Source organism: Mesorhizobium sp. M0040 (assembly GCF_040323505.1).
GTDB lineage: Bacteria > Pseudomonadota > Alphaproteobacteria > Rhizobiales > Rhizobiaceae > Mesorhizobium.
Window position 1 is genome coordinate 20,808 of record NZ_JAMYVA010000025.1, and the last position, 26,920, is coordinate 47,727.

The following is a 26,920-nucleotide window of genomic DNA, read 5'->3' on the forward strand; positions in this document are numbered from 1 at the left end:
AAACTACTCGACAAGCTGAACGGTTTGCGTGGCCGGAATGTCTCGCATTCCAAGGCTCGTGCAATCCTGAATGATGTTTGCGTTGCCGGACCATTGCACGGTACTTGCGACGACCTGCGTGCAACCACCCTTGCCCGAGAAATTGCCGAGATAATTGACGCCCTGTGTTGGAAAATACAGAGCGCCGGTCAATAGCGAATCCGCCGTGCCATTAAACGTGTTGGATCCCGCCAGGTTGGCTCTGTCGCCATAGAACAGCACACCTGAATAGGTGCCCGACGTCGGTGCGCTGAGCTTGACGGTCGCCGTGCCGTTCATGCTAACGCCGGAGGTATCGGCCAGATAAATGACGACGCCCTCGCCGGAAATATTTGCATTCGAGCTCGCTTTGAAATCGCCTCCCTCAATGACGTATATCCCGGGCGAGAGGGTTACATTGCCGCTCAAGCTGAGCCCCTTGCAGTATGTTCCAGGTTGCAAGGTTGACTGATTGCCGTTTTGACAAGGGTTCGTGGCCGGCGGCGCCGGCAGGTCGGCAAAAGGATCAGCAGCGGGCAGCGCCTGAGTTATCAGGCTGGCGCAAACGGTCTTCACGACGTTGCTCAACGAAACACCGCCTGCCGATATCAGGCAATCGACATCAAGGCTTGCCGATCCCTGAAGTTTGATGGCGTCCGGAGCTATCGAATTCGACATGACGGAGCAGCCTGTCAGTTTTGTGGTCGAACTGCCGGAAAAGAGCGCCGCTTTCGAAGCGGAAGGATCGACCGTCAAAATGCAGGCTTTTGAAGCATCCGTAATAAGAGCCACCGCCCTTGCTTGTGCGCCAACTGCGTTTTGCGTGAATATCGACGTAAAGAACCGATCGAGGTTCTGATGAACGACTACCTCAACCGCCTTTTTTCCGACATTTGGACCGGCTGACGGAGGCGAGAAGACCTCTATTGTACCTGCTGACGGTCCCCAGCCGTTCGTGGTCGCTGACGCTGTCGCTGCGGAGACAATCTTTGGCGTGTCGGATCCCGAAACCTTTTCCAAAGCGCCAGCATAGGCCGCCGCATCCGCCACCGCTTGTAGCTTCAGGCTGCTGTAATACCAATAGGAAGTCTCAATACCGAGGCCCGCACCGCCGACGACAATCGGCAAAGACAGAGCAAAAATAGTAGCAACGTTGCCGCTCTCGCCGATCGGTCGCATAGCGCGGAAAAAACACTTAAAAATGCGGGCACGCCAGTCCATTTCCCTATTAAAGCAGGATTGCATAAAAGAATGACTAAGAATTTCCGTACATTTCTTGGCTGCGATCCATCCGGGCTTAACGGCCCGTTCCGCCGCTTCAATGCGGGCCTTTGGCGCCACAGGACCCTCGTTAGTCCTTCGGCCGGGTGCATGTCTTCATAGGAACAATTCTGGTTTCCGGGGTCATGCGCAAGAAAAGACCGCCGCGGCCGGTTTCGATTGGCAATGGGTTGCCGTTCCCTGCTATTCCCGCTTCAAATCAAAAAGCAGTGGACGTTCCAGTATGACCAATGTCGCCTTGACCGGGCTTGCCCGCGATCTTGCCAAGCGTGCCGCGGAAGGCCGCCCGGTGCGCATCGGCGTTATCGGTTCGGGCGAGATGGGCACCGACCTGGTGACGCAAGGCATGCTGATGCCGGGCATTTCGGTTTGCGCGATCTCGACGCGCCGCCCGCATACGGCGCGTGACGCCATCCGCATTGCTTATGGCGACCAGGCGATGGCAGCCGAATCGGACAGCGCTTCGAAGGTCAGCCAGGCGATCGAAAGCGGCAAGATCGCCGTCACCTCGAACGAAATGCTGGTCACCAATCCGCTTATCGATGTCGTCATCGATGCCACCGGCAAGCCCGGGGTCGCCGCCGATTTCGACCTGATGGCGATGCAGCACGGCAAGCACCTGGTGATGATGAATGTCGAGGCCGACGTTACCATCGGCTGCTATCTGAAGCAGCAGGCCGACCGGCTCGGCGTCGTCTATTCGGTCGGCGCCGGCGACGAGCCGTCGAGCTGCATGGAGCTGATCGAGTTCGCTTCGGCGCTCGGCTACACCATCGTCTCCGCCGGCAAGGGCAAGAACAACCCTCTCAACCACGACGCCGTTCCCGACGACTGCCGCGAGGAGGCGCTGCGCCGCAACATGAATCCGCGCATGCTGGTCGAGTTCGTCGACGGCTCGAAAACCATGGTCGAGATGTGCGCCATTGCCAACGCCACCGGGCTGGTGCCCGACGTTCCCGGCATGCACGGCCCCAAGGCCGATCGCGACGAGCTGGTCAAGGTGCTGATCCCGCGCGAGCAGGGCGGCATTCTGTCGAAGAAGGGCGTCGTCGACTACACCGTCGGCAAGGGCGTGGCGCCCGGCGTCTTCGTAATCGTCGAGGCGACCCATCCGCGCATCATCGAGCGCATGGACGATCTGCATATCGGCCACGGCCCCTATTACAGCTTCTTCAGGCCCTACCATCTGACCTCGCTGGAAGTGCCGCTGACGGCGGCTCGCATCGCGCTTTACGGCAAGCCCGACATGGTGCCGCTGCCGCGGCCGGTGGCCGAGGTCTGCGCCGTGGCCAAGCGCGATCTGGCGGCAGGCGAGGTTTTCGATGCGATCGGCGAGACCTGCTACCGCTCCTGGACCATGACCGTCGAACAGGCCCGCGCCCATCGCGCCGTGCCGGTCGGTCTGCTCGAAGGCGGCAAGGTGCTGAAACCGGTGAGGAAAGGCGAATTGCTCACCGCCGACAATGCCGCGCCCGACCCGACGACCAGGCTGTTCGCCTTGCGCCGGCTGCAGGACGAGATGCTGTATGGGCGTGACGCTGTCGACCGGTGAGCTGTCGCGGTGGCCTTTGGCCGGGCCCACTGGTATTGTCATTACAACTCTCTATATTGTATTGACGATGAAGGCGGAGGCGATCACATGAATCTTCAGATCAGGGACCCGCGCGCACGCGAACTGGCGCGAGAGCTTGCTGCCAAACGCAAGATTTCGATGACCGAAGCGGTCATCGAAGCGCTTGAATCCGAGTTGAAGCGGGAGAGCGGACGCATTCCCCTGGCTGAGCGGCTTGCTGCCATTGCCAACGACTTCAAGGCCAAGGCAGGCCAAGGTGGTCGGGCTGTGACGAAGGATGAGATCGATGAGATGTGGGGCCATTCCTGATGTTCATCGACACCTCCGTGGTTGTCGCGATTCTTTCAGGCGAAGAGGATGCCGGCGAGTTGAGTAACCGCATTGAGGCAGCGCCCGCGAGAATAACTTCGGCGTTGGTGGTGCTTGAAGCGGCGATGCGGCTTTCGACGATGCTTGCCGTGCCGCCGGTTGTCGCCGGAGATGCGATAGAGGCGTTTCTTCGCGAGGCCGAAATCGAAATTGTGCCGATCGACGCCAGCGATGCCAAGCTCGCGATCCAGGCGTTTTCAGACTACGGAAAGGGGCGCGGACATCCCGCCCAGCTCAACTTAGCCGACTGCCTTTCTTATGCCTGCGCAAAAAGTCACGGCTCCGCACTGCTCTACAAGGGCAACGACTTTTCGCATACCGACCTCGTGTAATCCGCAACCGGCTGTTACTTCCCCAGCTCTATAGACCGCAGCCGCGCCGCTTCCACCGCCTCGGTGAGCAGGCGCGTCAGCCGGTCCTCGCCCATCAGTACTGCAAGGGCCGCAGCCGTGGTGCCGTTGGGGCTGGTCACCTGCTGCCTGAGCACGCCCGGCTCCTCGCCGCTTTCGGCGGCCAGCGATGCGGCGCCGTAGACCGTCTGCATGGCCAAGAGCTTGGCAGTCCCGGTCGGCAGGCCGGCTTTCTCGGCGGCCACGGTCAGCGCTTCGATGAAATGGAAGATATACGCCGGCCCCGACCCGGAGACTGCCGTCACCGCATCCATCAGGGCCTCGTCGTCGATATCGGCCACCTGCCCGCTTGCCGAAAGCAGGTCGGCGACGAAGCGTTTAGTCTCGTCGGAAACCAGCCTGTTGGAAAACACCACCATCATGCCCTTGCCGATCGCCGCCGGCGTGTTGGGCATGCAGCGCACGATCGGCGCGCGGTCGCCGAGAATACCTTCAAACGTGGCCACCGGCGTTCCGGCGGCGATGCTGAGGAAGGTGGTCCGGCCATCGTTGAAGCGGATGTAGCCAGCCGTCACGTCGCGGATCACCTGCGGCTTCACCGCAATGACGACGACGGTCGGCACGGCGTCCGCCGGGATGGCGCCGGCATCCGCGGCAGCAGCGCAGCCCAGTGCTTCGGCACGCTTGCGCAACTCGGCATTGGGCTCGACCACGAACACCACCGCCGGAGCCAGCTTGCCGGCTTTCAGCCAGCCCGAGAGCATGGCGTAGCCCATATTGCCGCAACCGGCGAGAACAAGCCTGATCGTCATCGAAAGCCTCCCATAGAGATGGCTTCCCCATAGACGTTCGCGGCAGGGCGGGGAAGCCCTGTTGGGACCGTGATCAGGCGGAAACCCCGACCTTACGGTTGGGATGCGCATGTAGTTGCGCAGCCGCGCGGCGACCAAATTAACCTTTTATTTCCTATGCCTGTTTAGCATCGCTTAACCGGTGGCGGTCGCTACGTCCCAGCCCGAGGGGAAGGCTCCAGAAACCATGGCTTATAGGAAAAATCGTGAACACTGGAGGAACGAGCAGTCCTTGCTGTCGCTCGTCGAGGCGGTGCGCGGCGAGGACGAAGCATCGCTGGTTTCGCTAGAGGACCGCGCAGGCCCGTCATGGCGCGAGGATGCCGCCACACGCCATCGTCTTGCCCGCTCGCGCCGCGAAGCGCGTGCCAGTCCGATCCTGTTGGCAGCCTCCGGCATAAGCCAGCCCGATCCTGATGAGCCAAAGGCCGGCACCATACTGATGGAAGAGGCTGCAGCTGCCGATGGGTTTTTCGACCCCGCTGGCTCCCTTGGCGGCCCCGATGCCGGTTCCGCGGATCACGCAGCATACCGGGCAGCGCCGCCTCCCGCTCAGCCGGTCGAGATCGCGCGCACCAAACGTCCTGGTCCGATCGGTGCCGTGTTGTCGGCGCTGAGCCGGCTCATGCCTGGCAGAGCGCCGGAGGAGATAGCGTCCGGTAAGATTTCCGCCGCGACAAATTCCACCGCAGCGATGCCGCCTGCGTTCGACCCGCAGCCGCTCTATGCCGGTCGGGCACTTTATCCGCAGCAACCCACGCCGCCGCATTCGGCCCGTACTCAGGCCTGGTCGAGGAAGGCAAATCAGGCCTCGGAAGCCGCCGATCAGCAAAGCCAGATCGAGGAAATCCGCGCCAGCCTGCGCGAATTCCGCGAGGTCGTTCGCGAGCTCACCGAAAACCGCACGCATCGCCGCTATTTCTGAGCGTCGAATAAAACATGCCGGTTTCGAGTTAACGGCATGGGACGGCGCATTGACGGGATTGCCCGGCTCGATTTTCGTGAGAATGCCGCGCTGCATGTCTGCCCGCAGCGCATGGTTCTGGGCAACGGCCTGCATAAAAGATATCTGGAGCGCGCCGCATGGATGTTTTAACGCGGCAGGCTTACGGGATAGGCGTCGAGGGTGGTTCATGGCTGAGTTGATTGACGGAAAAAGCGTCGCCGAAGACGTGGTGCGGCGGGTCAAGGCCCTGACCGCCGAACTGGCGGAAAAGGTCGGACGGCAGCCCGGTCTCGCCGTGGTCATCGTCGGCGAGGATCCGGCGAGCCAGGTCTATGTCGCCTCCAAATCCCGCACCGCCAAGGAATGCGGCTTCCATTCGGTTCAGCACACGCTGCCGGCCGAAACCTCCGAGCCGGACCTGTTGAAGATCATCGGCCAGCTCAACGCCGATCCGGCCATCAACGGCATCCTCGTGCAGCTTCCGCTTCCCGGCCATATCGATTCCGGCAAGATCATCCAGACCATCGCGCCGGAGAAGGATGTCGACGGCTTCCACTTCATCAATGTCGGCAAGCTCGGCACCGGCGAACTCGAGACCGCCTTCGTGCCTTGCACGCCGGCCGGCTCGATGCTGCTGATCGAACGCGTGCGCGGCAAGGACCTGTCCGGTCTCAATGCGGTCGTCGTCGGGCGTTCGAACATCGTCGGCAAACCGATGGCCAATCTTCTGCTTGCCGCCAATTGCACCGTCACCATCGCACACAGCCGGACCAGGGACCTGCCGGCGCTTGCCCGCACCGCCGATATTCTGGTCGCCGCCGTCGGCCGGTCTGAAATGGTCCGCGGCGACTGGGTCAAGCCTGGCGCCACCGTCATCGATGTCGGCATCAACCGCGTCGCCGCACCTGAAAAGGGCGAAGGCAAGACGCGCCTCGTCGGCGACGTCGCCTTTGCCGAAGCAGCGAAGGCGGCCGGCGCCATCACGCCGGTGCCTGGCGGCGTCGGACCGATGACCATTGCCATGCTGATGGCCAACACGCTAGCTTCCGCCTATCTCGCAGCCGGATTGAAACGGCCTTCCTTCTGACCAGAAAGCAGCGTCCTTGCCGAACCTCACTGTTCCCTTAGAACGGCCGGTCACCAATGATCCCGTTCAGGGCGGGCGGCAGTTCGGGTTTCTGTTGGTCGACAAGTTCTCCATGTTCTCGCTGGCCGCGGCAATCGACACGTTCCGGTCGGCCAACCGGCTGCTCGGCCGCGATTTCTATGGCTGGACTACGGTGTCGGCCGACGGCGACGCCGTCATGGCGTCCAACGGCCTGCCGCTCAAGATCGACTACGCGGTTGCCGATCTGCCGCCGGTCGATATCCTGTTCGTCTCGGTCGGGCTGACGACGGAATTTCCCGGCAAGAGCAAGGTGCTGGCAGCGCTGCGCAGTTGGGGCCGGCGCGGCAATGCGCTCGGCGCGCTTTCGGTCGGCTCCTATTTGCTTGCCGAAGCAGGCCAGCTCGATGGCTATCGCTGCACCATCCATTGGGAAAACCGCGCCGGCTTCCTCGAACGCTTTCCGGACATCAACTGCACCGGCAACGTCTTCGAGATCGACCGCAAGCGCTACACCTGCGCCGGCGGCACCACATCGATCGACCTGATGCTGGAGATCGTGCGCGGTGATTTCGGCTCGAGCCTCGCCAATGGCGTCGCCAACCAGTTCCAGCATGAGCGCATCCGCTCGGCCGGGGACCGCCAGCGCGTCGGCCCGGAACGCGACCTGACCGGCAAGTCGGAGAAGCTGCGCCGCATCGTCGAGCTGATGGCCGACCATCTCGACGAGCCGCTGTCGGCGGTGCAGCTCGCCAAGTCGGCGGGCCTGTCGGTGCGCCAGGTCGAGCGCCTGTTCCTGCGCCATCTCAGTGTGACGCCCGGGCGCTATTATATGCGGCTCAGGCTCGAGCGGGCGCGCGAATTGCTGCGCCAGACCAACATGCCGATCCTCGACGTGGCAATCGCCACCGGCTTCACCTCGCATTCCTATTTTGCCCAGAGCTACCGGCTGCAATTCGGCCGGCCGCCTTCCGAGGAACGCCGCACGGCCTATTGAGGGTTTGGCAGAGAGGCGACGCAGCTTCGTACTCCGTCCGGGCTTGTGTCGCGACCCGGCGTCAAATAGCTTTCCGGCGCCGAGCGGCGGCGACTGACGGGGGAGATTTTTGATGGCGGGATTTGTGCAGAGCGTCGCTGCGGCGGCCCTGTTGCTGTGGACGACGGGGTTCGGCTTCGCCGCCGATCGCGTCATCGTCATTCTCGATGCCTCCGGCTCGATGTGGGCGCAGATCGACGGCAAGCCCAAGCTCGAAATCGCCCGTCAATCGCTGCGGAACGTGCTGCAATCGGTCCCGGCCGAGGAGGAAATAGGCTTCATGGCCTATGGCCATCGCGAGAAGGCCAGTTGCGGCGACATCGAACTCATCGTGCCACCGCAGGCAGGCTCGGCAAGTGCGATCTCAGCCGCGGCCGACAGCTTGAAATTTCAGGGCAAGACGCCGCTGACCGCTGCGGTCAAGCAAGCGGCGGAAGCATTGAAATACTCCGAGGACAAGGCGACGGTCGTTCTCATCACCGATGGCATCGAGACATGTAGCGGCGATCCTTGTGCGCTCGGCAAGGAACTAGAGGCTGCTGGCGTCGACTTCACCGTCAATGTCGTCGGCTTCGGCCTGACGGCGGCCGAGGGCAAGCAGGTCGGTTGCCTCGCCGACAATACCGGCGGCAAATATATCGAAGCGTCGGATGAAAAGGCATTGCAGGACGCCCTCGTCGAGACCGTTGCGCCTCCGCCACCCGCCCCTGAACCGACTCCCGCCCCGCAGCCTGCTCCCCAGCCGGCGCCCGCCCAGCCGGCGGAGTCCAATTTCGTGCCCACCGTCGTGCTTGCCGAGGGTGGCGATCCCGTCACCGACGGCAATGGCTGGGAGATCTACAAGGCGAATTCCGACGGCACGCGCGGCGATCTCGTCACCACCGAATATGGCACCTACAAGGGCAATCTGGAGCCGGGCGACTATATCGTCGTCGCGCGTGCCGGCGAGGCCAGGGCCGAACAGAAGATCAAGATAGAGCCTGGCCAGGTCGCCAAACCGCACTTCAACCTGAATGCCGGCACGCTGGTCATCCACCCGCGGCCAAGCGAAGGAGCGGACGTTGATGACGGCGCGGCTGTCGTAATCGGCTATCCCGGCGTCGACACCCCGCCGACCTACTACGGTGACACGAAAGTCGTGCTGCCGGCCGGTGACCAGAAGGTGACGGTCACGATCGGCCAGGGCATGGTTATCGAGACGATCCCGCTTGCCGCCGGCAGGGTCATCGACAAGGACATCATCGTCGGCGTCGGGCGTATCGTCGCCAATGCACATTATGCTGCCGGCGGCGACAAGGCCGAGGGTTCGGGCATCGGCTTCAAAGTGCTCCAGGCGAAAAAGAACGTCGACGGAACCAGGCAGGAGGTGACTTATGCCTACGGTCCGGACAGCAAGTTCGATCTGCCGCCCGGCGATTATGTAATGGTCGCGACGGTCGACCTTGCGGTGGCCGAGCAGCCGTTCAGCGTCAAGGTTGGCGACCATCAGGATCTGAAGATCGCGATGAACGCCGGCATGCTGACGATAACCGCGCCAGGGGCCTCGAAGATCGAGATATTCGAGGCCAGGAAGGCCATCGACGGAACCCGCAAGTCGGTCGGCTACGCCTACGACCAGAAGTACCAAGCCACTCTGTCGGCCGGCGACTACGCGGTGGTTTCGGAGAAATCGGACAACAGCTCGAGGGAAGGCACGGTAACGGTCAGGGCCGGCGCGCGAGCCGAGCTGACGGTTCAGTAGATCTAATGCATGTCGCGCAAAAGTGTGCAGCGGTTTTGCGATAACGACATGCATAAAAACAAGATCCTAAAAGCGCGTCGCGTGAGGCCGATCGAACGCCACGCGCTTTAGGAGAGCGGCCACCAGCCGCTCTTCCATGTCGAAAAGTCACGCCGTACCGAAGGCGCTGGCGCCATGGTCGGCGCGTCCCACCAGCTGCCGGAACCCGGCGAAAAGCTCGCGGCCGAAGCCGAATTCATTGCCTATGAGATCGCTGTCCGCGGGGCGGCGCAGTGCGAAATCGCCGGCTGGCACCAGTACCTCCAGCGTCCCGGCCTCGGCGTCGAGCCTGATGATATCGCCGTCATGGATCCTGGCGATAGGCCCGTCCTCCGCCGCTTCCGGCGTCACGTGGATCGCCGCTGGCACCTTGCCTGAAGCGCCCGACATGCGGCCGTCGGTGACCAACGCCACATGCTGGCCGCGGTCCTGCAAGATGCCGAGCACGGTGGTCAGCCTGTGCAATTCCGGCATGCCGTTGGCCTTCGGTCCCTGGAACCGAATGACGGCGATGAAGTCGCCGGTCAGCGACCCCGCCTTGAACGCCTCGTTCAGGCCTTGCTGGCTGTCGAACACCTTGGCCGGCGCCTCGATGACGCGCCGCTCCGGCTTGACCGCCGATGTCTTGATGACGGCGTGGCCGAGATTGCCCGAAAGCACTTTCAGACCGCCGCTCGGCTGGAACGCCTTCTTGAACGGCGCCAGCACCTTCTCGTCCCCGCTCTCGCGCGGCGAAGCCTCGCGCACGACGCCGCCGTCGGCGCCGAGCCTGGCCTCGACCGCGTAGGGGCGCAGCCCTTCGCCCCACACCGTCTGCACATCCTCGTGCAGGATGCCTGCGTCGAGCAGTTCGCGGATCAGGAAGCCGAGCCCGCCGGCGGCGTGGAAGTGGTTCACATCGGCAAGGCCGTTCGGATAGACTCGCGCCAGCAGCGGCACGGCTTCCGAGATGTCGGAAATATCCTGCCAGGTAATGGCGATGCCGGCCGCCGCTGCCATGGCGATCAGGTGGATGGTGTGGTTGGTCGAACCGCCGGTGGCGTGCAGGCCGACGATGCCGTTGACGATCGAGCGCTCGTCGATCATCCGCCCGACCGGCGTGTAGGCGTTGCCGAGCGCGGTGATCGCCAGCGCCCGCTTCGTCGCTTCCCTGGTCAGCGCGTCGCGTAACGGCGTGCCGGGATTGACGAAGGAAGCGCCAGGCGTGTGCAGGCCCATGATCTCCATCAGCATCTGGTTGGAATTGGCGGTACCGTAGAAAGTGCAGGTTCCCGGCCCGTGATAGGATTTTGATTCGGCTTCGAGCAGTTCGGCCCGTCCCGCCTTGCCCTCGGCATAGAGCTGGCGGATCTTGGCTTTTTCGTCGTTCGGAATGCCGGTCGTCATCGGCCCGGCCGGGATGAAGAGCGCCGGCAGATGGCCGAAGGTCAGCGCCGCGATCACCAACCCCGGCACGATCTTGTCGCAGACGCCGAGATAGACGGCGGCATCGAACATGTTGTGCGACAGGCCGATTGCCGCGGCCATGGCGATCACGTCGCGCGAGAACAGCGACAGCTCCATTCCGGGCTGGCCCTGGGTGACGCCGTCGCACATCGCCGGCACGCCGCCGGCCACCTGGGCGATGCCGCCGGCCTCGCGCGCCGCGTCCTTGATCAGCCTCGGAAACGTCTCGAAAGGCTGATGTGCCGACAGCATGTCGTTATAGGAGGTGATGATACCGAGGTTCGGCACCCGGTCGCCGCCAAGCGCCACCTTTTCAGAAGGGCTGCAGACGGCAAAGCCGTGGGCCAGGTTGCCGCAGGACAGCACGGCCCGGTTGGCGGTGCGGTTCGAGGCTTCGGCGATGCGGCCGAGATAGGCCTCGCGACCGGGCTTGGAGCGCTCACGGATGCGCTGGGTGATGGCTTCGATATCGCGTCTTGCGGTCATGGCGGTCGGTCCTTTCAGGCGAGGTCCCGCAAACACCTTCCGGCTGTTGCCGGGACCTGCAGCCAAGTTGAGATCAGGGTGCCCAGAAAACCTCTACGGGCTTTTGAGTGGCATCGAGCACGGCGCGAATGGGCTTTCGTGTTCCAGTTCCAAGCGCGGCCTCGAATGCGCTGCGTTTTTCCGCGCCCTCGATATGCAGCGCGATGAAGGCGGCATTGATGATCCGCCCCAGTGACAGCGTCAGCCGTGGCTCGCCGGCGCTTGCCGCGTGAACCGGAAGCACGATCCTTTGCGACGACGGATCGAGCAATCTTGCCAGGTTGTCGGCATCCGGAAAGAACGAGGCGGTGTGGCCATCAGTTCCCATGCCGAGCACAACGACGTCGAGTGGCCAGGGCAGCACTTGCAGCGCCTCACTGTCGGAGACCGCTGCACCCTCGATACTTGCCGCGGCGTGGTAGAGCGGCACGAAATTCGCGGCGGCGGCCGCGTTCTGCAGCAGGTTGGCGGCAACCAGGCCGGCATTGGAGCGCGGCGATGAGGGCGGCACGAAGCGCTCGTCGACCAATGTTATCGTCACCTTTTCCCAGGCGATCGGAACGGTCGAAAGCGCCGCGAAGAATTTCGCCGGCGTCGTGCCGCCCGAGACCGCAAGCAGCGCCGTGCCGCGCTCGGCGATCGCCTTTGACAGACGGCCGGCGACGTGGCCGGCAAGCGCTGTCGCCGACTCCTGGCGTCCGGCAAATTCGTGCCAGTTGTAGGCGCCGCCTAGTTGCTCTCGTGCCATGTCCGCCCGTCGCGTTCGATCAGCGCAATCGAGGCCGAGGGGCCCCATGTGCCGGCGGTGTAGCCTTGCGCCTCTTGCCTGCCGCTCTCCCAGGCGTCCTGGATCGGGTCGATCCATTTCCACGCCGCCTCGACCTCGTCGCGGCGCATGAACAGCGTCTGGTTGCCACGGATGACGTCCATGATCAGCCGCTCATAGGCATCGGGGGCGCGGCCGTCGAAGGATTGCGCAAAACTCATGTCGAGCGGAATCTGGCGCAGTCGCATGCCGCCCGGCCCCGGGTCCTTGATCATGATGAACTGCTTGACGCCCTCGTCGGGCTGCAGCCTGATGACCAGCTGGTTGGCGGAAATCGGCCCGGCGCTCTCGCCGAAGATCGAATGCGGGATCGGCTTGAATTCGATGACGATCTCCGAAACGCGGGTCGCCAGCCGCTTGCCGGTTCGGAGGTAGAACGGCACGCCCGCCCAGCGCCAGTTGCCGATCTCGGCCTTGAGCGCAACGAAAGTCTCGGTGTTGCTGTTCTTGCCGAGTTCCTCGACATAGCCTTTCACCGGCCCGCCGGCCGAGGCGCCGGCACGATATTGCCCGCGCACCGTGTGCTTCGGCGCTTCGTTGCCGTTGATGCGCTTCAGCGCCCGCAGCACCTTCAGCTTTTCGTCACGGACGGCATCGGCGTCCATCGACGACGGCGCCTCCATCGCGACCAGGCAGAGCAGCTGCAGCATGTGGTTCTGCACCATGTCGCGCAATGCGCCGGCCTTGTCGTAATAGGTGACGCGGTCTTCCAGGCCGACCGTCTCGGCCACGGTGATCTGCACATGATCGACATTGGCGGAATTCCAAAGCGGCTCGTAGAGCGCGTTGGCAAAGCGCAGCGCCATCAAATTCTGGACCGTCTCCTTGCCGAGATAGTGGTCGATGCGGAAAATCTGGCTTTCATGGAAGTCGTCGCCGACCAGGTCGTTGAGCGCGCGCGCCGAAGCGAGATCGCGGCCGATCGGCTTTTCCAGCACGATGCGCGAATTCGGCGTGATCAGCCCGTGCTCCTTCAGCTTGTGCGAGATGTCGCCGAACAGCGCCGGCGCCACAGCCAGATAGAAAGCGCGGATGTGTTCGCTGTCGCCGATCGCCTTCTTCAGCCTGTCGAAGCCGGCACCTGTGGTTGCATCTGCCGGGACATAGGAGAGCCGCGCGAGGAACGTCTTCAGTTCCGTGGCGTCGATATCCTCCGGTTTCACATGATCGGCAATCGCCTGCCTGGCGAACGACTGGAATTCCTCGTCCGTCATCTTCGAACGTGATGTGCCGATGATGCGCGTCGGCTCGGAAAACTGGTGGTCGCGCTGCCGGTGGTACAGCGACGGCAGAAGCTTACGTTCCGACAGGTCGCCGGTGCCGCCGAAAATGATGAAGTCGAAAGGGTCGACGGGAATGATCTGGCTGGTCATGGTCTGTCCGCTGTGACGCCGGTCGCGATAACGCGGCTGATATAATCTAATCGATTTAAACTTGCCAGTGCCATTGCGTCACATCCGCGTGTGCTCTTGACACCGGCGCTGGCCGGAGGCTTGTCGGCAAGCGATGCTTCCGGCAGCGTTCGCAGGTGCAGCATAGAGCGGGATCAAGGCGAAAGCCAAAGCAGAAATCGGCAATGGACACACATCTTTAGATGACCATGGCCAAACGCGTTTGCGATCGTCTTCAACGATGAGTGAGAAAAGCATGCGCCTCAAAAACAAGGTCGCCATCATCACCGGCGCTGCCTCGGGTTTTGGCGAGGGCATGGCCAGGCGCTTTGCCGAGGAAGGCGCGCGCGTAGTCGTCGCCGATCTGAACGCCAAGGGCGCAGAGCGCGTTGCCGGCGAGATCGGCGAAAAGGCGATCTGGACCCAGACCGACGTCTCGCTGCGGTCCGAATTGGACGACATGGTCCATGCTGCAATGAGCGCCTTCGGCCGCATCGACATCATGGTCAACAACGCCGGTTATACCCATCGCAACGGTGACATGCTGGAAGTCGACGAGGCGACCTTCGACCTGATCACGTCAGTCAACATGAAGGCGATCTACCACGCAGCGCTTGCCGTGGTACCGGTGATGGAGCGGCAAGGCGGTGGCGTCATCCTGACGACGGCCTCCACGGCCGGTATCAGACCGCGGCCCGGCCTCACTTGGTACAATGCATCGAAGGGCTGGGCGATCACCGCGACCAAATCGATGGCGGTGGAACTCGCGCCGAAGAACATCCGCGTCAACTGCCTCTGCCCAGTTGCCGGCGAGACCGGCATGCTCGCGAAATTCATGGGCGCCGACACACCCGAGATCCGCGAGAAGTTCCGCGCGTCGATCCCGCTCGGCCGGCTTTCGACGCCGCTCGACATAGCCAATGCCGCGCTTTGGCTCGCTTCGGACGAGGCGGCTTTCATCACCGGCGTGGCGCTGGAAGTCGACGGCGGGCGTTGTATTTGAACGGTCCGGTTATCCGGCGGAGGACCGGCTGATGGCGAGCGACCCGCAATCGCTCTGCCGGCCCTACGCCCCGGTTTTGACGTAGCTCTTATAGATCCAGCCGCGCTTGCCGTTGTAGACGATCTGGCACCATTGCTTGCAGCTCATCACTTGCACCGATGTCTTGGCCGGCACGGTGAGAATGGCGGCCGCATTCTTTTTTGGGCCGGTGCGCATGGTGACGGATCTCAGGATGCGTCCGGTACCGGCAGTATTGGCTTTTCCGGATTTTGCCTTGGTGCTGTTGTCGTCTTCGCTCGCGGTCTGCGTCGGCAGTTGCGGCTTGGGCGTGGGGATGGCGGCGGTCTGCGCGCCATCGGGCCCGCTGTTTTTCGTTGAGCTGCCGGGAGCCGCGACCTTGGCAAACAATGCCGCAGCGTCGGGTTTTGCTGCCGGGTCGGCGAATGCCACCGAAGCAGACGATTTTTCGGTCGCCTGCTCGGTCTGGCTTGCCAGCTGGTCGGATGCTGCCGTGGCGGCGGCCGATGCCGTCTTTGGCCCCGTCCAGCGCGGATCATTGGGAGCCAGCGCTGGTATCTCGGCTTCCGCTGCGGCCACCGCTGGGGAAACCGCATCTGCCTTGCCCGTCGTCCGCGGCGCCGCAGCAACCTTGGCAGGCATGATCTTCGTCGTCTTGACCGGGATGGTCGGAACGATCTGCTCAGGACTTGCGGCCGCTTGTCGCTCATTTGCCGGCAATGCCAGCCACAGTGCCACCGCGGCAACGCCGAGCAGTGCGGCCGTGCCAAGCGCGGCTATCACCAGATGCGCGTTCGACCGGACCCCGTGCCAGAACGTCGGCCGCATATCGTAACCGAATTGCATCGCAAGGCGCCGTCGTTCCGGCGCGCCGAAACTGAAGGGCTCTCTCACACTTGCCACCTCCATTTGCGGGCCGATGTTCTTACGACCCATGCCGGAGAGCCGGCATTTCGATCGGCATCGGTCCCAACCAAAAGCGGGCAGGCCCGCAAAAATTCCCCGTTCAGCTGCCCACGAGCATCATCTTTCGCCCGCGATTGTGGCATCACTGCGCCCTTGGCGGGAATTCTGCGTCCTCGTTAAGGATTCTGCGACGTCTGGTCAAATCCTGTCCCGCAACGCGTACCAGTTGAGCGCAAGAAAGAGCAGTGGCGCGCGCAAACGCCGGCGGCCGGGGAAGGGTGGAATTTTCAGGTCCTCGATCAGCTTCAGCCGGTCGCGGTTGCCGGCGACCGTCTCGGCATAAACCTTGCCGAAAAAGTTCGACAGCATGACGCCGTGGCCGGAATAACCGCCGATCGAGGTCACATTGGGCATCACTTCGCGCACGAACGGCTTTCTCGGCACGGTGATGCCGACATAGCCGCCCCAGCCATGCGTGATCTCAACGTCCTTCAGTGCCGGATAGATTTCGGCGATCTGCCGGCGGATGTGGATGTGGATGTCCTTGGGATCATTGACCGCATAGATCTCGCGCCCGCCAAACAGCAGCCGCCCATCCTTCGATTTGCGGAAATAGCGCACGACGAAGCGCGAATCGTCGACCGCCTCGCCACCCGGCAGTACTTTGGAATCGGCTCCCAGCGGTACCGTCGCGCCGATGAAGGAGCCGATCGGCATAATATGCGCGGCACTCACCGGTTCGAGCGTGCCCCCATAGGCGTTGACCCCGATCAGGCATTTAGCGGCGGTGATCGTGCCCTTCGGCGTCACAACCCTCACCTTGCCGCCGCCGGAGGTGATGCCGGTCGACGGCGTCTGCTCGAAAAGCTTTGCGCCGGCCTCTGCCGCGACTTTCGCGGTGCCGATCACCAGCTTCAGCGGATGGACATGGCCGGTGCCGGTGTCGCGGGTGCCGCCGAAATAATGCGTCGAGCCGAGCCGCTCGGCAGTCTCCGCGGCATCCATGAATGAGATGTGCGGATAACCGAACCGGTTTGCCATGATCTCGGCATGCGCCTTGTAGTCGTCGACATAGCGCTTCTTGTGCGCCACCGACATCTGGCCGGGCATATAGTCGATCTCGATCTGGTGCATCGCGGCAAAGTCGAGCAGGTGCGCCTTGGCCTCTTCGGCAAGGTCGAACAGCGCCTTGGCGCGGGAAAAGCCGTATTCCGCTTCCAGTTCCTCTGCCCAGGCCCGTTGTCCGGTGCCGAGCTGGCCACCATTGCGGCCCGATGCGCCGTCACCGAAACGATGCGTTTCGATAAGCACGACATCCGCGCCTGTCTTGGCGAGATGAGCCGCCGCCGACAGACCGGTAAAGCCGCCGCCGACAATCACCACATCGCATGTCCGGTCGCCGTCGAGCGCCGGATATTCTGGCCTTGGCCCGGCCGTGTCTTCGTACCAGGAGCGGCCGGGGGAGATTGGGGATTGGTAGGTCATGATGCTCGGCTAAGGGAGTAGGGGAGTAGGGGAGTAGGGGAGTAGGGGAGTAGGGGAGTAGGGGAGTAGGGAGCTAGTCGGGTGACAGTTTGCGGATCAGGAGGCGAAGAAGCTTCCCAACGCTTTCGGTACTCGCCAACAATGAAGCCGCCGTCGCCTTCGGCGCGATGCCGGTACGCTCGGCGATCAGAAGCTGAGTTTCCAGTTCCTTCAATGATCCTTGAGCGATACGGAGAAATTGTTGATAGGAACCTCGGATCTCTCTGCCATATCCCTCCGCAATGTTCGATGGCACCGAGCTTGCAGCGCGCCGCACTTGGCTGGTGAGTCCATAAAGTTCTTCCTTGGGCCATGATTTCGTCGCGCCGTAAACGGCCACAGCAAGGTCCATTGCCTGCTGCCAGACTATCAAATCCTTGTAGGAACCCGTTTTCTCAGCCATTCGTCCCTACTCCCCTACTCCCCAACACCCCTACTCCCCTACTCCCCTACTCCCCTACTACACATTCAGCAGCAAATACTCCCTCTCCCACGGGCTGATCACTTCCATGAAGGTCTCGAATTCCGCTCGCTTGATCGCCGCATAGGTGGCGGCAAATGACTTGCCGAGCAGCGCGCCGAGTTCTTCGTCAGCCTCGAACAGGTCGACGGCTTCGAGCAGGCTGCGCGGCAGGTCGATCTGGTCCTCGTTGGCGGTCGTCAGAACCGGCGGCTCGGCCTTGATCTTGTTGGTCATGCCGATCAGTCCGCAGGCAAGCGATGCCGCCAGCGCCAGATAGGGGTTGGCGTCGGAGGAGGGGATGCGGTTTTCGACGCGCCGCGCCGCCGGGTCGGAGCGGGGCACGCGGAAGGCGGTGGTGCGGTTGTCGTAGCCCCATTTGTTGTTGACCGGCGCCGAGGCCGACTGCGTCAGCCGCCGGTAGGAATTGACGTAGGGCGCAAACATCACCAGCGCGTTGGGCACATGTTTCTGCATGCCGCCGATGAAATGGAAGAAGGCCTCGGTCTCCGAGCCGTCCTCCGCCGAAAAAACGTTCTTGCCGGTCTTCTTGTCGATGATCGACTGATGGATATGCATGGCCGAACCGGGCTGCCCTTGGATCGGCTTGGCCATAAACGTGGCGTAGATCTCGTGCTTGAGCGCCGCCTCGCGGATGGTTCGCTTGAACATGAACACCTGGTCGGCGAGCTCGATCGGATCGCCGTGACGCAGATTGATTTCGAGCTGGCCGGCGCCCTCCTCGTGGATCAGCGTGTCGATCTCCAGGCCCTGGCTTTCGGAGAAATGGTAGATGTCGTCGATCAATTCGTCGAATTCGTTAACCCCGGCGATCGAATAGCCGGCGCCGCCGCCGATCGGCCGTCCCGATCGACCTACTGGCGGGGTCAGCGGATAGTCCGGATCGGGGTTCTTGCGCACCAGGTAGAACTCGATCTCGGGTGCCACGACCGGCCTCAGCCCACGCTTGTCATAGGCGGCAAGCACGCGCTTCAGCACGTTGCGCGGCGTGAACTCGACCGAGCGGCCGTCCTGGTGGACGAGGTCGCAGATAACCGCCGCGGTAGGGTCCTCCTCCCACGGCACCACCGTCAGCGTCGAGAGGTCAGGCATCAGCTTGAGGTCGCCGTCGTCCTCCGGATAGTGGAAGCCGTTGCCGTCCTCCGGATAGCCGCCGGAAATCGTTGTCATGAACACCGCCGAAGGCAGCGCCAGCGAGGTGTTGGAGGTGAACTTCTTCGATGGCATCATCTTGCCGCGCGCAACCCCGGCCTGGTCGGGTGTGATGCATTCGATATCTTCGATGCCGCGCCATTCCAGCCAGGCGCTGACTTCCTTCCAGTTCTTGACGCCACGTTGGTTTTTCACGAAGGCAGGCGTGCGGGCGCGTCCTCCGCGGCTCGACGGACGGACTTCCTTTTTTGCAGGCGGCATCAATCACCAGATTTGTTGCAGATTGTGGAGTATAGCCGTTGCCGACGACGAAAGGGAAGGGGAGCCGGCTGGCGTCCGCCTCGATAACCGGGGGAACACAACGACTTCCGGATAAAAGCCTCCTGGTCTAGGATCGGCCTCCCGCAAGGCTGCAATTAATGGTCCCCATGCAACACAGCCGCAAACTGACGACGATCGGCTTCGACGCCGATGACACGCTGTGGCAGAACGAACAGTTCTTCCGCGTGACCGAGAAGCGCTTTGCCGCACTGCTCGCCGATCACGCCGAGGAGGACCGGATTTCAGCAAGATTGCTGGAGGCCGAGAAGCGCAACCTCGCGGTCTACGGCTTCGGCATCAAGGGGTTCACGCTGTCGATGATCGAGACGGCGATCGAGGTCACCAACGGCCAGGTGCGGGCCTCGACTATCGCCGAAATTCTCGCCGCGGGCCGCGAGATGCTCAGCCATCCGATCGAGCCGCTTCCGCATGCTCGCGAAACCGTGGAAAAGCTGGCCGGCGCCTACCACCTGGTGCTGATCACCAAGGGCGACCTGTTCGACCAGGAACGCAAGCTCGCGCAATCCGGGCTGGGCGAGTTGTTTGATGCCGTCGAGATCGTCAGCGACAAGAGCGCGGCCACCTATACCCGCATCTTCAGCCGCCACGGCGACGGCCCGGAAAAGGGCATGATGGTCGGCAACTCGCTCAAATCGGACGTCGTGCCGGCCATCGAAGCCGGCAGTTGGGGCATCCACGTTCCGCATGATCTGACCTGGGTGCTGGAACATGTCGAGCCGCCGGTCTCGGCACCACGCTTTCGCCAAATAGCCAATCTCGGTGAACTGCCGGGCTTGATCGAGCGTATCGGCGAGATTGATTGATCAGGTCGGCAGCCGAGGCATCACGGTAGGCGTCAATTGCGGCTAATTGCGATCAGCCGGTCGATCACCGGCTGCAGCCGTTCGGTGGTGATCGGCTTGACGACCACTGCATCGATGACGCTGGACAGGCCCAGGCTCGCCGGCGTGCCGGTCTTGACTGAAAGCAGGATCACCGACGGAAGCGATCTGCCTGACGCCCTTCGCAGTGCATCGATACCCGACAGCAAGGCGTCGCAGTCCCCATTCTCCGCACCGCCGTCGAGAACGACAGTCCCGGGAATCAGCGCGTGCAAGGCCTTTGCCGCGGTTTCGGGAGTTTCCGAGATCGGTTTGAGGCCGGACCGCTCCACGATTTTTGAAACCACGACGCGGTTGATCGGTGATTTTCCGACCACCAGCACCCGCGAGAAATCCGGGAGCATCCGCGTCTCCATGTCCCGGCTGACGAAAGGCAGCTGTTTTGCAGTCTCGATATCGCGATTCGCTGGGCACATGGCGGGGCAGGCCGTTGTTCAATGTTTCAATGCAGGGTTGAAACTCGAGAGATAATTGGCGTGAGATAACTGCTCATGTCAAGCTCAAATGGCGTATCAGGAGAATATCTCAAGAAACATTAAAATTAAAATTAAGTGCTTTTCTTTGCCGCCGCCCGAAGAAGAAGTTGCCACCACAACCGGGCAGGGCTCAGCTAAGTTTGGCTTTGCAGCGCGAACGCACCAACTCGCAGCCGTAGCCGGGTTGACGTAAGGTTGGACGAAGGCGAGTCAGGCCTGTCGCGAGCTTGTCGTATCGCCTCGCCGGACTACCCTTCCTCGTTGGCTAAGCACGTCTCTTTGACCGACGGGAGATGACGATGGAATTCGTGACTCACAAGAAATTCAAAAATGGCCGGTTGATGCCATGGGGAAAGGGTACGGCCGTTACCGGCGCAAAGGGGTTTGTCTACCTTTCCGGAAACACGGCGACGGCCGAGGACTACGATCCGATCGGCAAAAGCGGCGGCGGCGCGGTCGGCGGTGCGGCCGCGCAGTGGCGCGCAATTCTCACCAACATCAAATCAGATCTGGAAGAGCTTGGCAGTGCGCTCGAGCATCTCATCAGGCTGACCTTCTTTGTTAAGGGGCCATTTCCCGATGGCGGCGTTCTGAGCTCTCCCAATTTTCGCCTGGACGTCTTGGACGAATTCTTTGCCGAGCACTGCCCGAAGCACTGCAGCTACAACAACCCGCCGCCCTCGGAAGTTATCGGCGTTGCAGCACTTGCGCAGCCTGATCTTGTCATTGAAATCGTTGCACTAGCGGCTCTGCCGGACTAGGCAGAGCCGCGGCGTGCGGGGTGCGATAACATGCGCTCAAAAAAGGCGCGGTGCGGTAGAATTCATCAGTCGTGGCTACGCTGCGTGACGATGACCGGGATCAGCAGATCTCCCCAGTTGCCGTCGCCGCCATGGTGTCGTGCCGAGCGCACCAGCTCGACCGAGACGCCGGCCTCGACCGCCTTCATCACCGACTGATTGAGCCTGTGCAGATCGTTCGCCAGCATTCGGATGGTCGCCTGCTGGTCGACATTCATGCTGGTGGCCTGCTCTTCGGCCCGTTCCTTGACGCGGCTTATCGAAGCCATTGGTCTTCTCCCTGTGTTGCCATGACTGTTGTGTTGCCATGCCCGTTTGGGCGTTCCCTCTGTTTGTCTGCTACCCCGCTATTCCGCCGCCGGCCTGAACTGGGCGTGCTCGGTCGATCCACGCATGGCCGTGGTCGAAGACTGGCCACCGGTGATCGCCATTGAGACGGCGTCAAAATAGCCGGTGCCGACCTCGCGCTGGTGCTTGGTGGCGGTGTAGCCATTGGCTTCCGCGGCGAATTCCGCCTCCTGCAGTTCCGAATAGGCTGCCATCTGCCGCTCCTTGTAGCCGCGGGCGAGCTCGAACATGCCGAAATTGAGCTGGTGGAAACCGGCCAGCGTAATGAACTGGAACTTGTAACCCATGGCGCCGAGTTCCTTCTGGAAGTTCGCAATCGTCGCGTCATCGAGATTCTTCTTCCAGTTGAAAGACGGCGAGCAATTATAGGCAAGCAGCTTGCCTGGATGATGCTTGCGCACGCCCTCGGCAAACGTCCTGGCCTGCGCCAGATCGGGCTTGGAAGTCTCACACCAGATCAGGTCCGCATAGGGCGCATAGGCGACGGCGCGGGCGATACAGGGCTCGATGCCGTTGCTGACATGGTAGAAGCCCTCCGCGGTGCGGCCGGCGCCATAATCGACGAAGGGCCGGTCGCGTTCGTCGATGTCGGAGGTCAAGAGCTTTGCCGCTTCAGCGTCGGTGCGCGCCACGACCAGCGTCGGCGTGCCCATGACGTCGGCGGCAAGCCGCGCCGCGTTGAGGTTGCGGATGTGTGCGGCGGTCGGGATCAGTACCTTGCCGCCGAGATGGCCGCATTTCTTCTCCGAAGCCAGCTGGTCCTCGTAATGGACGCCGGCCGCACCCGCCTCGATGAACGCCTTCATGATTTCGAAGGCGTTGAGCGGCCCGCCGAAGCCGGCTTCCGCGTCGGCGACGATCGGCGCGAACCAGGTGTCGACCGACAGCCCGTTGCCTTCCGAAGTCTCGATCTGGTCGGCGCGCTGTAAGGTGCGGTTTATGCGCTTGACCAGTTCGGGCGCGGCATTTGCGGGATAAAGCGACTGGTCCGGGTACATGGCGGAAGCGGTGTTGGCATCGGCGGCGACCTGCCATCCTGACAGATAGATCGCTTTCAGCCCGGCCCGCACCTGCTGCATCGCCTGGTTGCCCGACATGGCACCCAGCGCGTTGACGAAATCCTCTTCATGGATGAGCTGCCACAGCCGGTTTGCCCCCATTTCGGCGAGACTCTGCCGGATCTGCGCCGAGCCGCGCAGCCGCTTCACGTCGTCCGGCGAATAGGGCCTTTCGATGCCATCAAAGCGGCCTTGCGGCGCCGACGGGACGAGGTTGTAAAAGTCGGTCATTGATCACTCCAGGCGGTTTTGATGCCGGTTTAGGAAGGCGTCGCAGAGGGAAAATATGTGCGCCATATGTGTGACACCATTTACACGTCGGCACGACGCAAGCGAGGTAAACCTCCTGATCAGCCATAAAATAAGGGAAAACCTGTGTTGTGTTTGACTGATGAGAGCTGTAAATCTGTCATGATTGTAAAGACAGCCATGCCATCGGCGGATGTAAATTTCTGTCAAGGAAACTCGATTGGCCGACCACAAAATCTTTGCCGGGCCGCGCATTCGTCGCATCCGCAACGCCAAGGGGCTGACCCAGACGGCGATGGCCGAAGGGCTCGGCATCTCGCCGTCCTATCTCAATCTCATCGAGCGCAACCAGCGGCCGCTGACGGTGCAACTGATCCTGAGGCTGGCAACCGTCTACAAGGTCGACCCACATGAATTGCAGGGCGAGGCGAGGGGGTCGGTCGCCGATTTGAAGGAAGTGTTTTCAGATCCGCTGCTGGCCGGCGAACTGCCGGGCGACCAGGAACTCATCGAGCTTGCCGAGGCGGCGCCAAACGCTTCCGCCGCTGTCATAAAGCTGTTTCGCGCCTATCGCGAGCAGGCCGAGCGATTGTCAGATATCAACGAGCTGCTCGCGCGTGAGGGCAAGGCCACCGCCCTCTCCGGTGCCAGGCTGCCGATCGACGAGGTGCATGAGATTTTCGAACGCCGGCCGAACCATTTTGCCGCGCTCGAAGAGGAAGCCGAGGCATTCACGTCGGTGCTCGATCCCGGCGACGATCTGTTCAGTGCGTTGAAGGCTTGGCTGCGGCGTGAATTCGGCATCGTCGTCAAGGTACTGCCGGTCGCCACCATGCCCAACTGGCGGCGTCGCTATGACCGTCACTCGCAGCGCCTGTTCCTGTCCGAGCGGCTGTCGCCATTCGATCAACTGCGCGAGGTGGCGATGGAGGCCTGCCTGATCCGCATGAGCGTCGCTGTAGCTGCCGAGATCCAGGTGCTGAAGCTGACCACGGACGAAGCCTGCCGGCTGGCGCGTTTCGAGCTCGGCCGCTATGCCGCGCACGCTCTGATGATGCCCTATCAGCCTTTTCACGCAGCTGCGGTCCGCACCCGCTACGATATAGACATGTTGCGGTCGCGCTTCGGCGTTTCCTTCGAGCAGGCGGCGAACCGGCTGGCCACGCTGCAGCGGCCGGGTGCGTCAGGTGTGCCGTTCTTTATGCTCGAGGTCGACAGTGCCGGCAATCGGTTCCGCAAGGCGGGCAGCCACGGCTTTCCGCAAAGCCGCTTCGGCGGCGGCTGTCCGAAGCTGCCGGTCCATGCCGCCTTCGCCCAGCCCGGCCAGATCCTGGTCGAGGCAGTGGAAATGCCCGACGGTGCGGCGTTCCTCTGCATGGCCCGCACGCTCGAAGGGCCGCAGGGCTCGTTTGCCGAGCGCCCGCGGCGCACGGCGCTGTTGCTCGGCTGCGACATCGGTTTTCGCGACGAGGTCGTCTATGGAGCGGCATTGCCGGGGCCGGCCGCCATCGGCAAGACCGGACAGAGCGCCGCCGTGCCGGCGACGCCGGTCGGCCCTGCCTGCCGGCTGTGCGAACGCATCGGCTGCCTCGCCCGCGCCGAGCCACCCGTTACACGTCCGCTCGGCCTCGACGAGATGGTCACGGGACTGTCGGCGTTCGATTTCCAGTGATTCGGCTCCAGCAATATTGCGGCTGAATCTTCGACCAAAGGACCTCATCTGTTCCTGCGGCGGCAACCAGTAAGCTGGTTCGCGGTTGCCGGCCAAAATATTGGTTCAGCCAAAATATTGATTCAGCCGAATATTGATTCAGCATTGACGGTACGGTATCAAAAAAAAGAACTGCGCAACGGTCGGGGGATCAATGATGGGCAGGACAGTTTTTTGGCTTGGCTTGGCGCTCGCGTTTTCCGCCGATCCCGCATTGGCTGAAAAGTCCTCGGATTTCTTCAATTCCTATCAACACTATAACGATGCCGGCAAGGCGTTCCTGGACAAGATCGATCCGAAGACCGGCGCGATAAATCTTGCCGAAGGCATCCATCTCGACCTCAAGGACAAGTTCTATTTTCTGGACAAGAAGGACACGCTCTCCGTCCTCACCGAAGCCTGGGGCAATCCGCCCGACTCTGGTTCCGATGCCCTCGGCATGATCTTTCCAGTCTCCCATGATCCCATTGCCGACAACAATTGGGGGATAGAGCTGCGCTGGGAAAAGATCGGTTACGTCGACGACAGCGACGCCGCGTCCATTGATTACAATGAACTGCTGCGCAACATGCAGTCAGACACTCTGTCCGGCAACGATCAGAGGGTAAAGGATGGCTATGCGCCCATTACGCTGATCGGCTGGGCGTCGCCGCCGGTTTATGACGCGGCCCACAAGCGCCTGCACTGGGCCAAGGAGCTGCAATTTGGCAACGATGCCGCCCATACGCTCAACTACGACGTCCGTTTCCTTGGCAGGGAGGGCGTCTTCGTGATGAGCTATATCGCGACGGTGGAACAATTGCCGGAGATAAGGCAAAGCCTGGATGAAGTGCTTGGTCTCGCGGACTTCAATACCGGCAAGACATACGCCGATTTCGTGCCGGGCGTCGATACGGTTGCGGCGATTGGCGTCGGTGGCCTGATTGCCGGCAAGCTGGCGGCGAAAGCAGGTTTTCTGCTCGTGGCGCTGATCGCGCTGAAAAAGTTTGGCCTGCTCCTGCTGATTCCGCTGGCCGGTCTCTGGCGTTTTATCCGCGGCAACAAGAGCACCTCGTAACGCATCATCGACAGGTCGCCTCGGATCATCGCCGGGCGAGGGGCGAGGCGCCCTCATCAGTGCGCCAAACGGAACATCGAACTGGATCACGCCCGGCCTTCTGCTTTGCGTTACGCGAATTAGGCACGTCTCTGTCGTCCATTGCACATCGTGCTGCTCCGAATTCGCCGACAGTCGTACCCATGACCGATACCGCATCATCTCCGGTTGCCGCTTCGCCAATCGTGTCGCCGCAAGGGGAACGCGTCGGTTTCCTGCTGGTATTCCTGTCGGCGTTGATGTGGAGCTTCGGCGGCAGCATTGCGCGCTTCATCGACAACGCCGACAGCTGGACGGTGGTGTTCTGGCGCTCGGTCTGGGCCGCCGCCTTCCTGCTCTGCTTCATGGTCTGGCGCGACGGCTGGCGTGGCACGCTGAAGCTGTTTCGCGGCATGGGCCTGGCCGGCCTTGCGGTGGCGTTCTGCTTCGCCACGGCGTCGACCTCTTTCGTCGTGGCGCTTGCCTATACCACCGTCGCCAACATCCTGTTGATGCAGGCCGGCGTGCCGCTTCTGGCGGCGCTGTTTGCCTGGGCGCTGTTTCGCGAACGGGTGGCCGTGACGACCTGGGTGGCGATCGCCGCCGTCATTGCCGGCGTCGCCATCATGGTGTCGGAATCGCTCGATGGCGCGGTGTCGCCGATCGGCGACGGGCTGGCGCTGCTCATCGCTGTCATGTTCTCGATCGCCACCGTCATCACGCGCCGCTTTGCCCATGTGCGCATGACGCCGGCGACCTGCCTCGGCACGATGCTGGCGGCCGCCTTTGCGGCATCGCAGGCGTCGGCGCTGGGCGTCTCCAGCCACGATATGGGCTTCCTCTTTGCCTTTGGCGTGATCAATCTGGGACTCGGTCTCGCCTTCTTCGCCACCGGAGCCCGGCTTGTTCCGGCCGCCGTCGCGGCGCTGCTCGGCACGTTCGAACCGATCCTTGGCCCGATCTGGGTCTGGCTCATCCATTCCGAGGTGCCGTCGGCGCGCACCATCGTCGGCGGTGCGGTCGTGGTCACCACGCTGCTCGTCCATATCGGGCTCGAGTTCAAGCGTCAGACGCGGCCCGCGCGAGCGGGCGTCACCGGTGTGCCGTCACCTAATTGATGCAGTGCGCGCGTCAAATTGAGATGAACCATTGACAACGTCGCAGCCGCGCGGGCAGGTTGCGATCACGGCAACAACAAGACAGGCGTATCTTGCCAAGTCTCCATGCCGGCCGCATCGAGGCCGGACAATATCGTCGTCTCCCTGCCCGCGCCGTAGCGAAAGCTTCCGACGCCGCCGGAACACCACCAACGCCACGCCAGGTCTTCGCTGTCGGCTCGCCGCCGAACGATAATGGCGCCGGCAATTCGCGCTTGTCGCCTGCCTGCAAGCCCAATACC

26 protein-coding genes are annotated in these 26,920 nt (G+C 62.4%); 14 read left to right on the plus strand and 12 right to left on the minus strand.

The features are described from left to right. Positions 1-3: 3 nt before the first annotated feature. Positions 4-1,359: a pilus assembly protein TadG-related protein gene (locus NKJ91_RS20750; RefSeq protein WP_352457064.1), complete on the minus strand. Its 1,356-nt coding sequence runs from the start codon at positions 1,357-1,359 to the stop codon at positions 4-6. 163 nt (positions 1,360-1,522) lie between these two features. On the opposite strand from NKJ91_RS20750, the gene NKJ91_RS20755 reads away from it, so the two are divergent. The 3 genes from NKJ91_RS20755 to NKJ91_RS20765 all read left to right on the plus strand — a co-directional run bounded on the left by NKJ91_RS20755 (position 1,523) and on the right by NKJ91_RS20765 (position 3,573). Then, positions 1,523-2,851, plus strand: coding sequence for an NAD(P)H-dependent oxidoreductase (locus NKJ91_RS20755; RefSeq protein WP_352457066.1), 1,329 nt, complete (start codon positions 1,523-1,525; stop codon positions 2,849-2,851). 87 nt (positions 2,852-2,938) lie between these two features. After that, positions 2,939-3,181, plus strand: a complete 243-nt coding sequence (locus NKJ91_RS20760) for a type II toxin-antitoxin system VapB family antitoxin (RefSeq protein ID WP_023677427.1) — start codon at positions 2,939-2,941, stop codon at positions 3,179-3,181. Further along, entirely contained in the window at positions 3,181-3,573 is a 393-nt protein-coding gene (locus NKJ91_RS20765) for a type II toxin-antitoxin system VapC family toxin (protein WP_352450913.1), read from the plus strand. The genes NKJ91_RS20760 and NKJ91_RS20765 overlap by 1 nt, the downstream gene beginning before the upstream one ends. 14 nt (positions 3,574-3,587) lie before the next feature. Here the strand turns inward: NKJ91_RS20765 and proC are convergent, their stop codons facing one another. Then, the gene (gene proC / locus NKJ91_RS20770) at positions 3,588-4,403 is read right to left on the minus strand and encodes a pyrroline-5-carboxylate reductase (RefSeq protein ID WP_352450914.1); all 816 of its coding nucleotides are present in this window, start codon (positions 4,401-4,403) and stop codon (positions 3,588-3,590) included. 226 nt (positions 4,404-4,629) lie between these two features. Here proC and NKJ91_RS20775 point away from each other — a divergent pair, with 226 nt between their 5' ends. From NKJ91_RS20775 to NKJ91_RS20795, 5 genes are all read left to right on the plus strand, one after another. Then, positions 4,630-5,367, plus strand: a complete 738-nt coding sequence (locus tag NKJ91_RS20775; protein WP_352457068.1) for a hypothetical protein — start codon at positions 4,630-4,632, stop codon at positions 5,365-5,367. Between the two features lie 36 nt (positions 5,368-5,403). After that, on the plus strand, positions 5,404-5,538 hold the full coding sequence (locus tag NKJ91_RS20780; protein WP_352450916.1) for a hypothetical protein: 135 nt from the start codon (positions 5,404-5,406) through the stop codon (positions 5,536-5,538). A gap of 37 nt (positions 5,539-5,575) precedes the next feature. Continuing rightward, positions 5,576-6,475, plus strand: coding sequence for a bifunctional methylenetetrahydrofolate dehydrogenase/methenyltetrahydrofolate cyclohydrolase FolD (gene folD / locus NKJ91_RS20785; RefSeq protein ID WP_352450917.1), 900 nt, complete (start codon positions 5,576-5,578; stop codon positions 6,473-6,475). A gap of 16 nt (positions 6,476-6,491) precedes the next feature. Beyond that, positions 6,492-7,490 (plus strand): GlxA family transcriptional regulator, encoded by a 999-nt coding sequence (locus tag NKJ91_RS20790; RefSeq protein WP_023677433.1) that lies wholly within the window; start codon positions 6,492-6,494, stop codon positions 7,488-7,490. A gap of 112 nt (positions 7,491-7,602) precedes the next feature. After that, positions 7,603-9,270, plus strand: a complete 1,668-nt coding sequence (locus NKJ91_RS20795; RefSeq protein WP_352457069.1) for a vWA domain-containing protein — start codon at positions 7,603-7,605, stop codon at positions 9,268-9,270. A gap of 147 nt (positions 9,271-9,417) precedes the next feature. Here the strand turns inward: NKJ91_RS20795 and edd are convergent, their stop codons facing one another. The 3 genes from edd to zwf all read right to left on the minus strand — a co-directional run bounded on the left by edd (position 9,418) and on the right by zwf (position 13,479). Further along, a complete protein-coding gene (gene edd / locus NKJ91_RS20800; RefSeq protein WP_352450919.1) occupies positions 9,418-11,241 on the minus strand; it encodes a phosphogluconate dehydratase in 1,824 nt (607 codons plus the stop codon). A gap of 73 nt (positions 11,242-11,314) precedes the next feature. Further along, entirely contained in the window at positions 11,315-12,028 is a 714-nt protein-coding gene (pgl, locus tag NKJ91_RS20805) for a 6-phosphogluconolactonase (protein ID WP_352457071.1), read from the minus strand. Beyond that, complete coding sequence (gene zwf / locus NKJ91_RS20810) at positions 12,010-13,479, minus strand: glucose-6-phosphate dehydrogenase (RefSeq protein WP_254819279.1); 1,470 nt, start codon at positions 13,477-13,479, stop codon at positions 12,010-12,012. Before zwf ends, pgl begins: the two co-directional genes overlap by 19 nt. A 274-nt stretch (positions 13,480-13,753) precedes the next feature. Between zwf and NKJ91_RS20815 the strand changes: the two genes are divergently transcribed. Further along, positions 13,754-14,500, plus strand: coding sequence for an SDR family oxidoreductase (locus NKJ91_RS20815; RefSeq protein WP_352457073.1), 747 nt, complete (start codon positions 13,754-13,756; stop codon positions 14,498-14,500). 63 nt (positions 14,501-14,563) lie between these two features. Here NKJ91_RS20815 and NKJ91_RS20820 read toward each other — a convergent pair whose 3' ends face one another. From NKJ91_RS20820 to NKJ91_RS20835, 4 genes are all read right to left on the minus strand, one after another. After that, positions 14,564-15,364 (minus strand): SH3 domain-containing protein, encoded by an 801-nt coding sequence (locus tag NKJ91_RS20820; RefSeq protein WP_352450923.1) that lies wholly within the window; start codon positions 15,362-15,364, stop codon positions 14,564-14,566. A gap of 258 nt (positions 15,365-15,622) precedes the next feature. Next, positions 15,623-16,909 carry an NAD(P)/FAD-dependent oxidoreductase gene (locus NKJ91_RS20825; RefSeq protein WP_352457074.1) on the minus strand — a complete coding sequence of 429 codons (1,287 nt, stop codon included), beginning with the start codon at positions 16,907-16,909 and terminating at the stop codon, positions 15,623-15,625. Between the two features lie 73 nt (positions 16,910-16,982). Beyond that, the gene (locus NKJ91_RS20830) at positions 16,983-17,351 is read right to left on the minus strand and encodes a four helix bundle protein (RefSeq protein WP_352457075.1); all 369 of its coding nucleotides are present in this window, start codon (positions 17,349-17,351) and stop codon (positions 16,983-16,985) included. A 57-nt stretch (positions 17,352-17,408) separates the two neighbouring features. Then, positions 17,409-18,842, minus strand: a complete 1,434-nt coding sequence (locus NKJ91_RS20835; protein WP_352457076.1) for a glutamine synthetase family protein — start codon at positions 18,840-18,842, stop codon at positions 17,409-17,411. 167 nt (positions 18,843-19,009) lie between these two features. On the opposite strand from NKJ91_RS20835, the gene NKJ91_RS20840 reads away from it, so the two are divergent. Beyond that, the gene (locus NKJ91_RS20840; RefSeq protein ID WP_352457098.1) at positions 19,010-19,726 is read left to right on the plus strand and encodes an HAD family hydrolase; all 717 of its coding nucleotides are present in this window, start codon (positions 19,010-19,012) and stop codon (positions 19,724-19,726) included. 32 nt (positions 19,727-19,758) lie between these two features. Here the strand turns inward: NKJ91_RS20840 and NKJ91_RS20845 are convergent, their stop codons facing one another. Next, positions 19,759-20,148: an ANTAR domain-containing protein gene (locus NKJ91_RS20845; protein ID WP_352457077.1), complete on the minus strand. Its 390-nt coding sequence runs from the start codon at positions 20,146-20,148 to the stop codon at positions 19,759-19,761. Positions 20,149-20,573: 425 nt separating this feature from the next. Here NKJ91_RS20845 and NKJ91_RS20850 point away from each other — a divergent pair, with 425 nt between their 5' ends. Continuing rightward, on the plus strand, positions 20,574-21,041 hold the full coding sequence (locus tag NKJ91_RS20850) for a RidA family protein (RefSeq protein ID WP_352457078.1): 468 nt from the start codon (positions 20,574-20,576) through the stop codon (positions 21,039-21,041). Positions 21,042-21,106: 65 nt separating this feature from the next. Here the strand turns inward: NKJ91_RS20850 and NKJ91_RS20855 are convergent, their stop codons facing one another. Both NKJ91_RS20855 and aceA read right to left on the minus strand, forming a co-directional pair. Beyond that, positions 21,107-21,349, minus strand: coding sequence for an SMc00767 family acetate metabolism repressor (locus NKJ91_RS20855; protein ID WP_023719402.1), 243 nt, complete (start codon positions 21,347-21,349; stop codon positions 21,107-21,109). Positions 21,350-21,427: 78 nt separating this feature from the next. Then, entirely contained in the window at positions 21,428-22,717 is a 1,290-nt protein-coding gene (aceA, locus tag NKJ91_RS20860) for an isocitrate lyase (protein ID WP_352457079.1), read from the minus strand. A gap of 238 nt (positions 22,718-22,955) precedes the next feature. Between aceA and NKJ91_RS20865 the strand changes: the two genes are divergently transcribed. The 3 genes from NKJ91_RS20865 to NKJ91_RS20875 all read left to right on the plus strand — a co-directional run bounded on the left by NKJ91_RS20865 (position 22,956) and on the right by NKJ91_RS20875 (position 26,639). Beyond that, complete coding sequence (locus tag NKJ91_RS20865; protein WP_352457080.1) at positions 22,956-24,407, plus strand: helix-turn-helix domain-containing protein; 1,452 nt, start codon at positions 22,956-22,958, stop codon at positions 24,405-24,407. A 193-nt stretch (positions 24,408-24,600) separates the two neighbouring features. Beyond that, a complete protein-coding gene (locus tag NKJ91_RS20870) occupies positions 24,601-25,503 on the plus strand; it encodes a DUF2167 domain-containing protein (RefSeq protein ID WP_031211981.1) in 903 nt (300 codons plus the stop codon). Between the two features lie 182 nt (positions 25,504-25,685). Next, complete coding sequence (locus NKJ91_RS20875) at positions 25,686-26,639, plus strand: DMT family transporter (protein WP_352457081.1); 954 nt, start codon at positions 25,686-25,688, stop codon at positions 26,637-26,639. Positions 26,640-26,920 lie beyond the last annotated feature (281 nt).

What these genes read in the sequence shown, in the direction of transcription:
- NKJ91_RS20755 (WP_352457066.1), top strand. Translation starts at nt 1,523, where the DNA reads ATGACCAATGTCGCCTTGACCGGGCTTGCCCGCGATCTTGCCAAGCGT.
- NKJ91_RS20760 (WP_023677427.1), top strand. Translation starts at nt 2,939, where the DNA reads ATGAATCTTCAGATCAGGGACCCGCGCGCACGCGAACTGGCGCGAGAG.
- NKJ91_RS20765 (WP_352450913.1), top strand. Translation starts at nt 3,181, where the DNA reads ATGTTCATCGACACCTCCGTGGTTGTCGCGATTCTTTCAGGCGAAGAG.
- proC (WP_352450914.1), bottom strand. Translation starts at nt 4,403, where the DNA reads ATGACGATCAGGCTTGTTCTCGCCGGTTGCGGCAATATGGGCTACGCC.
- NKJ91_RS20775 (WP_352457068.1), top strand. Translation starts at nt 4,630, where the DNA reads ATGGCTTATAGGAAAAATCGTGAACACTGGAGGAACGAGCAGTCCTTG.
- NKJ91_RS20780 (WP_352450916.1), top strand. Translation starts at nt 5,404, where the DNA reads ATGGGACGGCGCATTGACGGGATTGCCCGGCTCGATTTTCGTGAGAAT.
- folD (WP_352450917.1), top strand. Translation starts at nt 5,576, where the DNA reads ATGGCTGAGTTGATTGACGGAAAAAGCGTCGCCGAAGACGTGGTGCGG.
- NKJ91_RS20795 (WP_352457069.1), top strand. Translation starts at nt 7,603, where the DNA reads ATGGCGGGATTTGTGCAGAGCGTCGCTGCGGCGGCCCTGTTGCTGTGG.
- edd (WP_352450919.1), bottom strand. Translation starts at nt 11,241, where the DNA reads ATGACCGCAAGACGCGATATCGAAGCCATCACCCAGCGCATCCGTGAG.
- pgl (WP_352457071.1), bottom strand. Translation starts at nt 12,028, where the DNA reads ATGGCACGAGAGCAACTAGGCGGCGCCTACAACTGGCACGAATTTGCC.
- zwf (WP_254819279.1), bottom strand. Translation starts at nt 13,479, where the DNA reads ATGACCAGCCAGATCATTCCCGTCGACCCTTTCGACTTCATCATTTTC.
- NKJ91_RS20815 (WP_352457073.1), top strand. Translation starts at nt 13,754, where the DNA reads ATGCGCCTCAAAAACAAGGTCGCCATCATCACCGGCGCTGCCTCGGGT.
- NKJ91_RS20820 (WP_352450923.1), bottom strand. Translation starts at nt 15,364, where the DNA reads ATGCAATTCGGTTACGATATGCGGCCGACGTTCTGGCACGGGGTCCGG.
- NKJ91_RS20825 (WP_352457074.1), bottom strand. Translation starts at nt 16,909, where the DNA reads ATGACCTACCAATCCCCAATCTCCCCCGGCCGCTCCTGGTACGAAGAC.
- NKJ91_RS20830 (WP_352457075.1), bottom strand. Translation starts at nt 17,351, where the DNA reads ATGGCTGAGAAAACGGGTTCCTACAAGGATTTGATAGTCTGGCAGCAG.
- NKJ91_RS20835 (WP_352457076.1), bottom strand. Translation starts at nt 18,842, where the DNA reads ATGCCGCCTGCAAAAAAGGAAGTCCGTCCGTCGAGCCGCGGAGGACGC.
- NKJ91_RS20840 (WP_352457098.1), top strand. Translation starts at nt 19,010, where the DNA reads ATGCAACACAGCCGCAAACTGACGACGATCGGCTTCGACGCCGATGAC.
- NKJ91_RS20845 (WP_352457077.1), bottom strand. Translation starts at nt 20,148, where the DNA reads ATGCTCCCGGATTTCTCGCGGGTGCTGGTGGTCGGAAAATCACCGATC.
- NKJ91_RS20850 (WP_352457078.1), top strand. Translation starts at nt 20,574, where the DNA reads ATGACGATGGAATTCGTGACTCACAAGAAATTCAAAAATGGCCGGTTG.
- NKJ91_RS20855 (WP_023719402.1), bottom strand. Translation starts at nt 21,349, where the DNA reads ATGGCTTCGATAAGCCGCGTCAAGGAACGGGCCGAAGAGCAGGCCACC.
- aceA (WP_352457079.1), bottom strand. Translation starts at nt 22,717, where the DNA reads ATGACCGACTTTTACAACCTCGTCCCGTCGGCGCCGCAAGGCCGCTTT.
- NKJ91_RS20870 (WP_031211981.1), top strand. Translation starts at nt 24,601, where the DNA reads ATGATGGGCAGGACAGTTTTTTGGCTTGGCTTGGCGCTCGCGTTTTCC.
- NKJ91_RS20875 (WP_352457081.1), top strand. Translation starts at nt 25,686, where the DNA reads ATGACCGATACCGCATCATCTCCGGTTGCCGCTTCGCCAATCGTGTCG.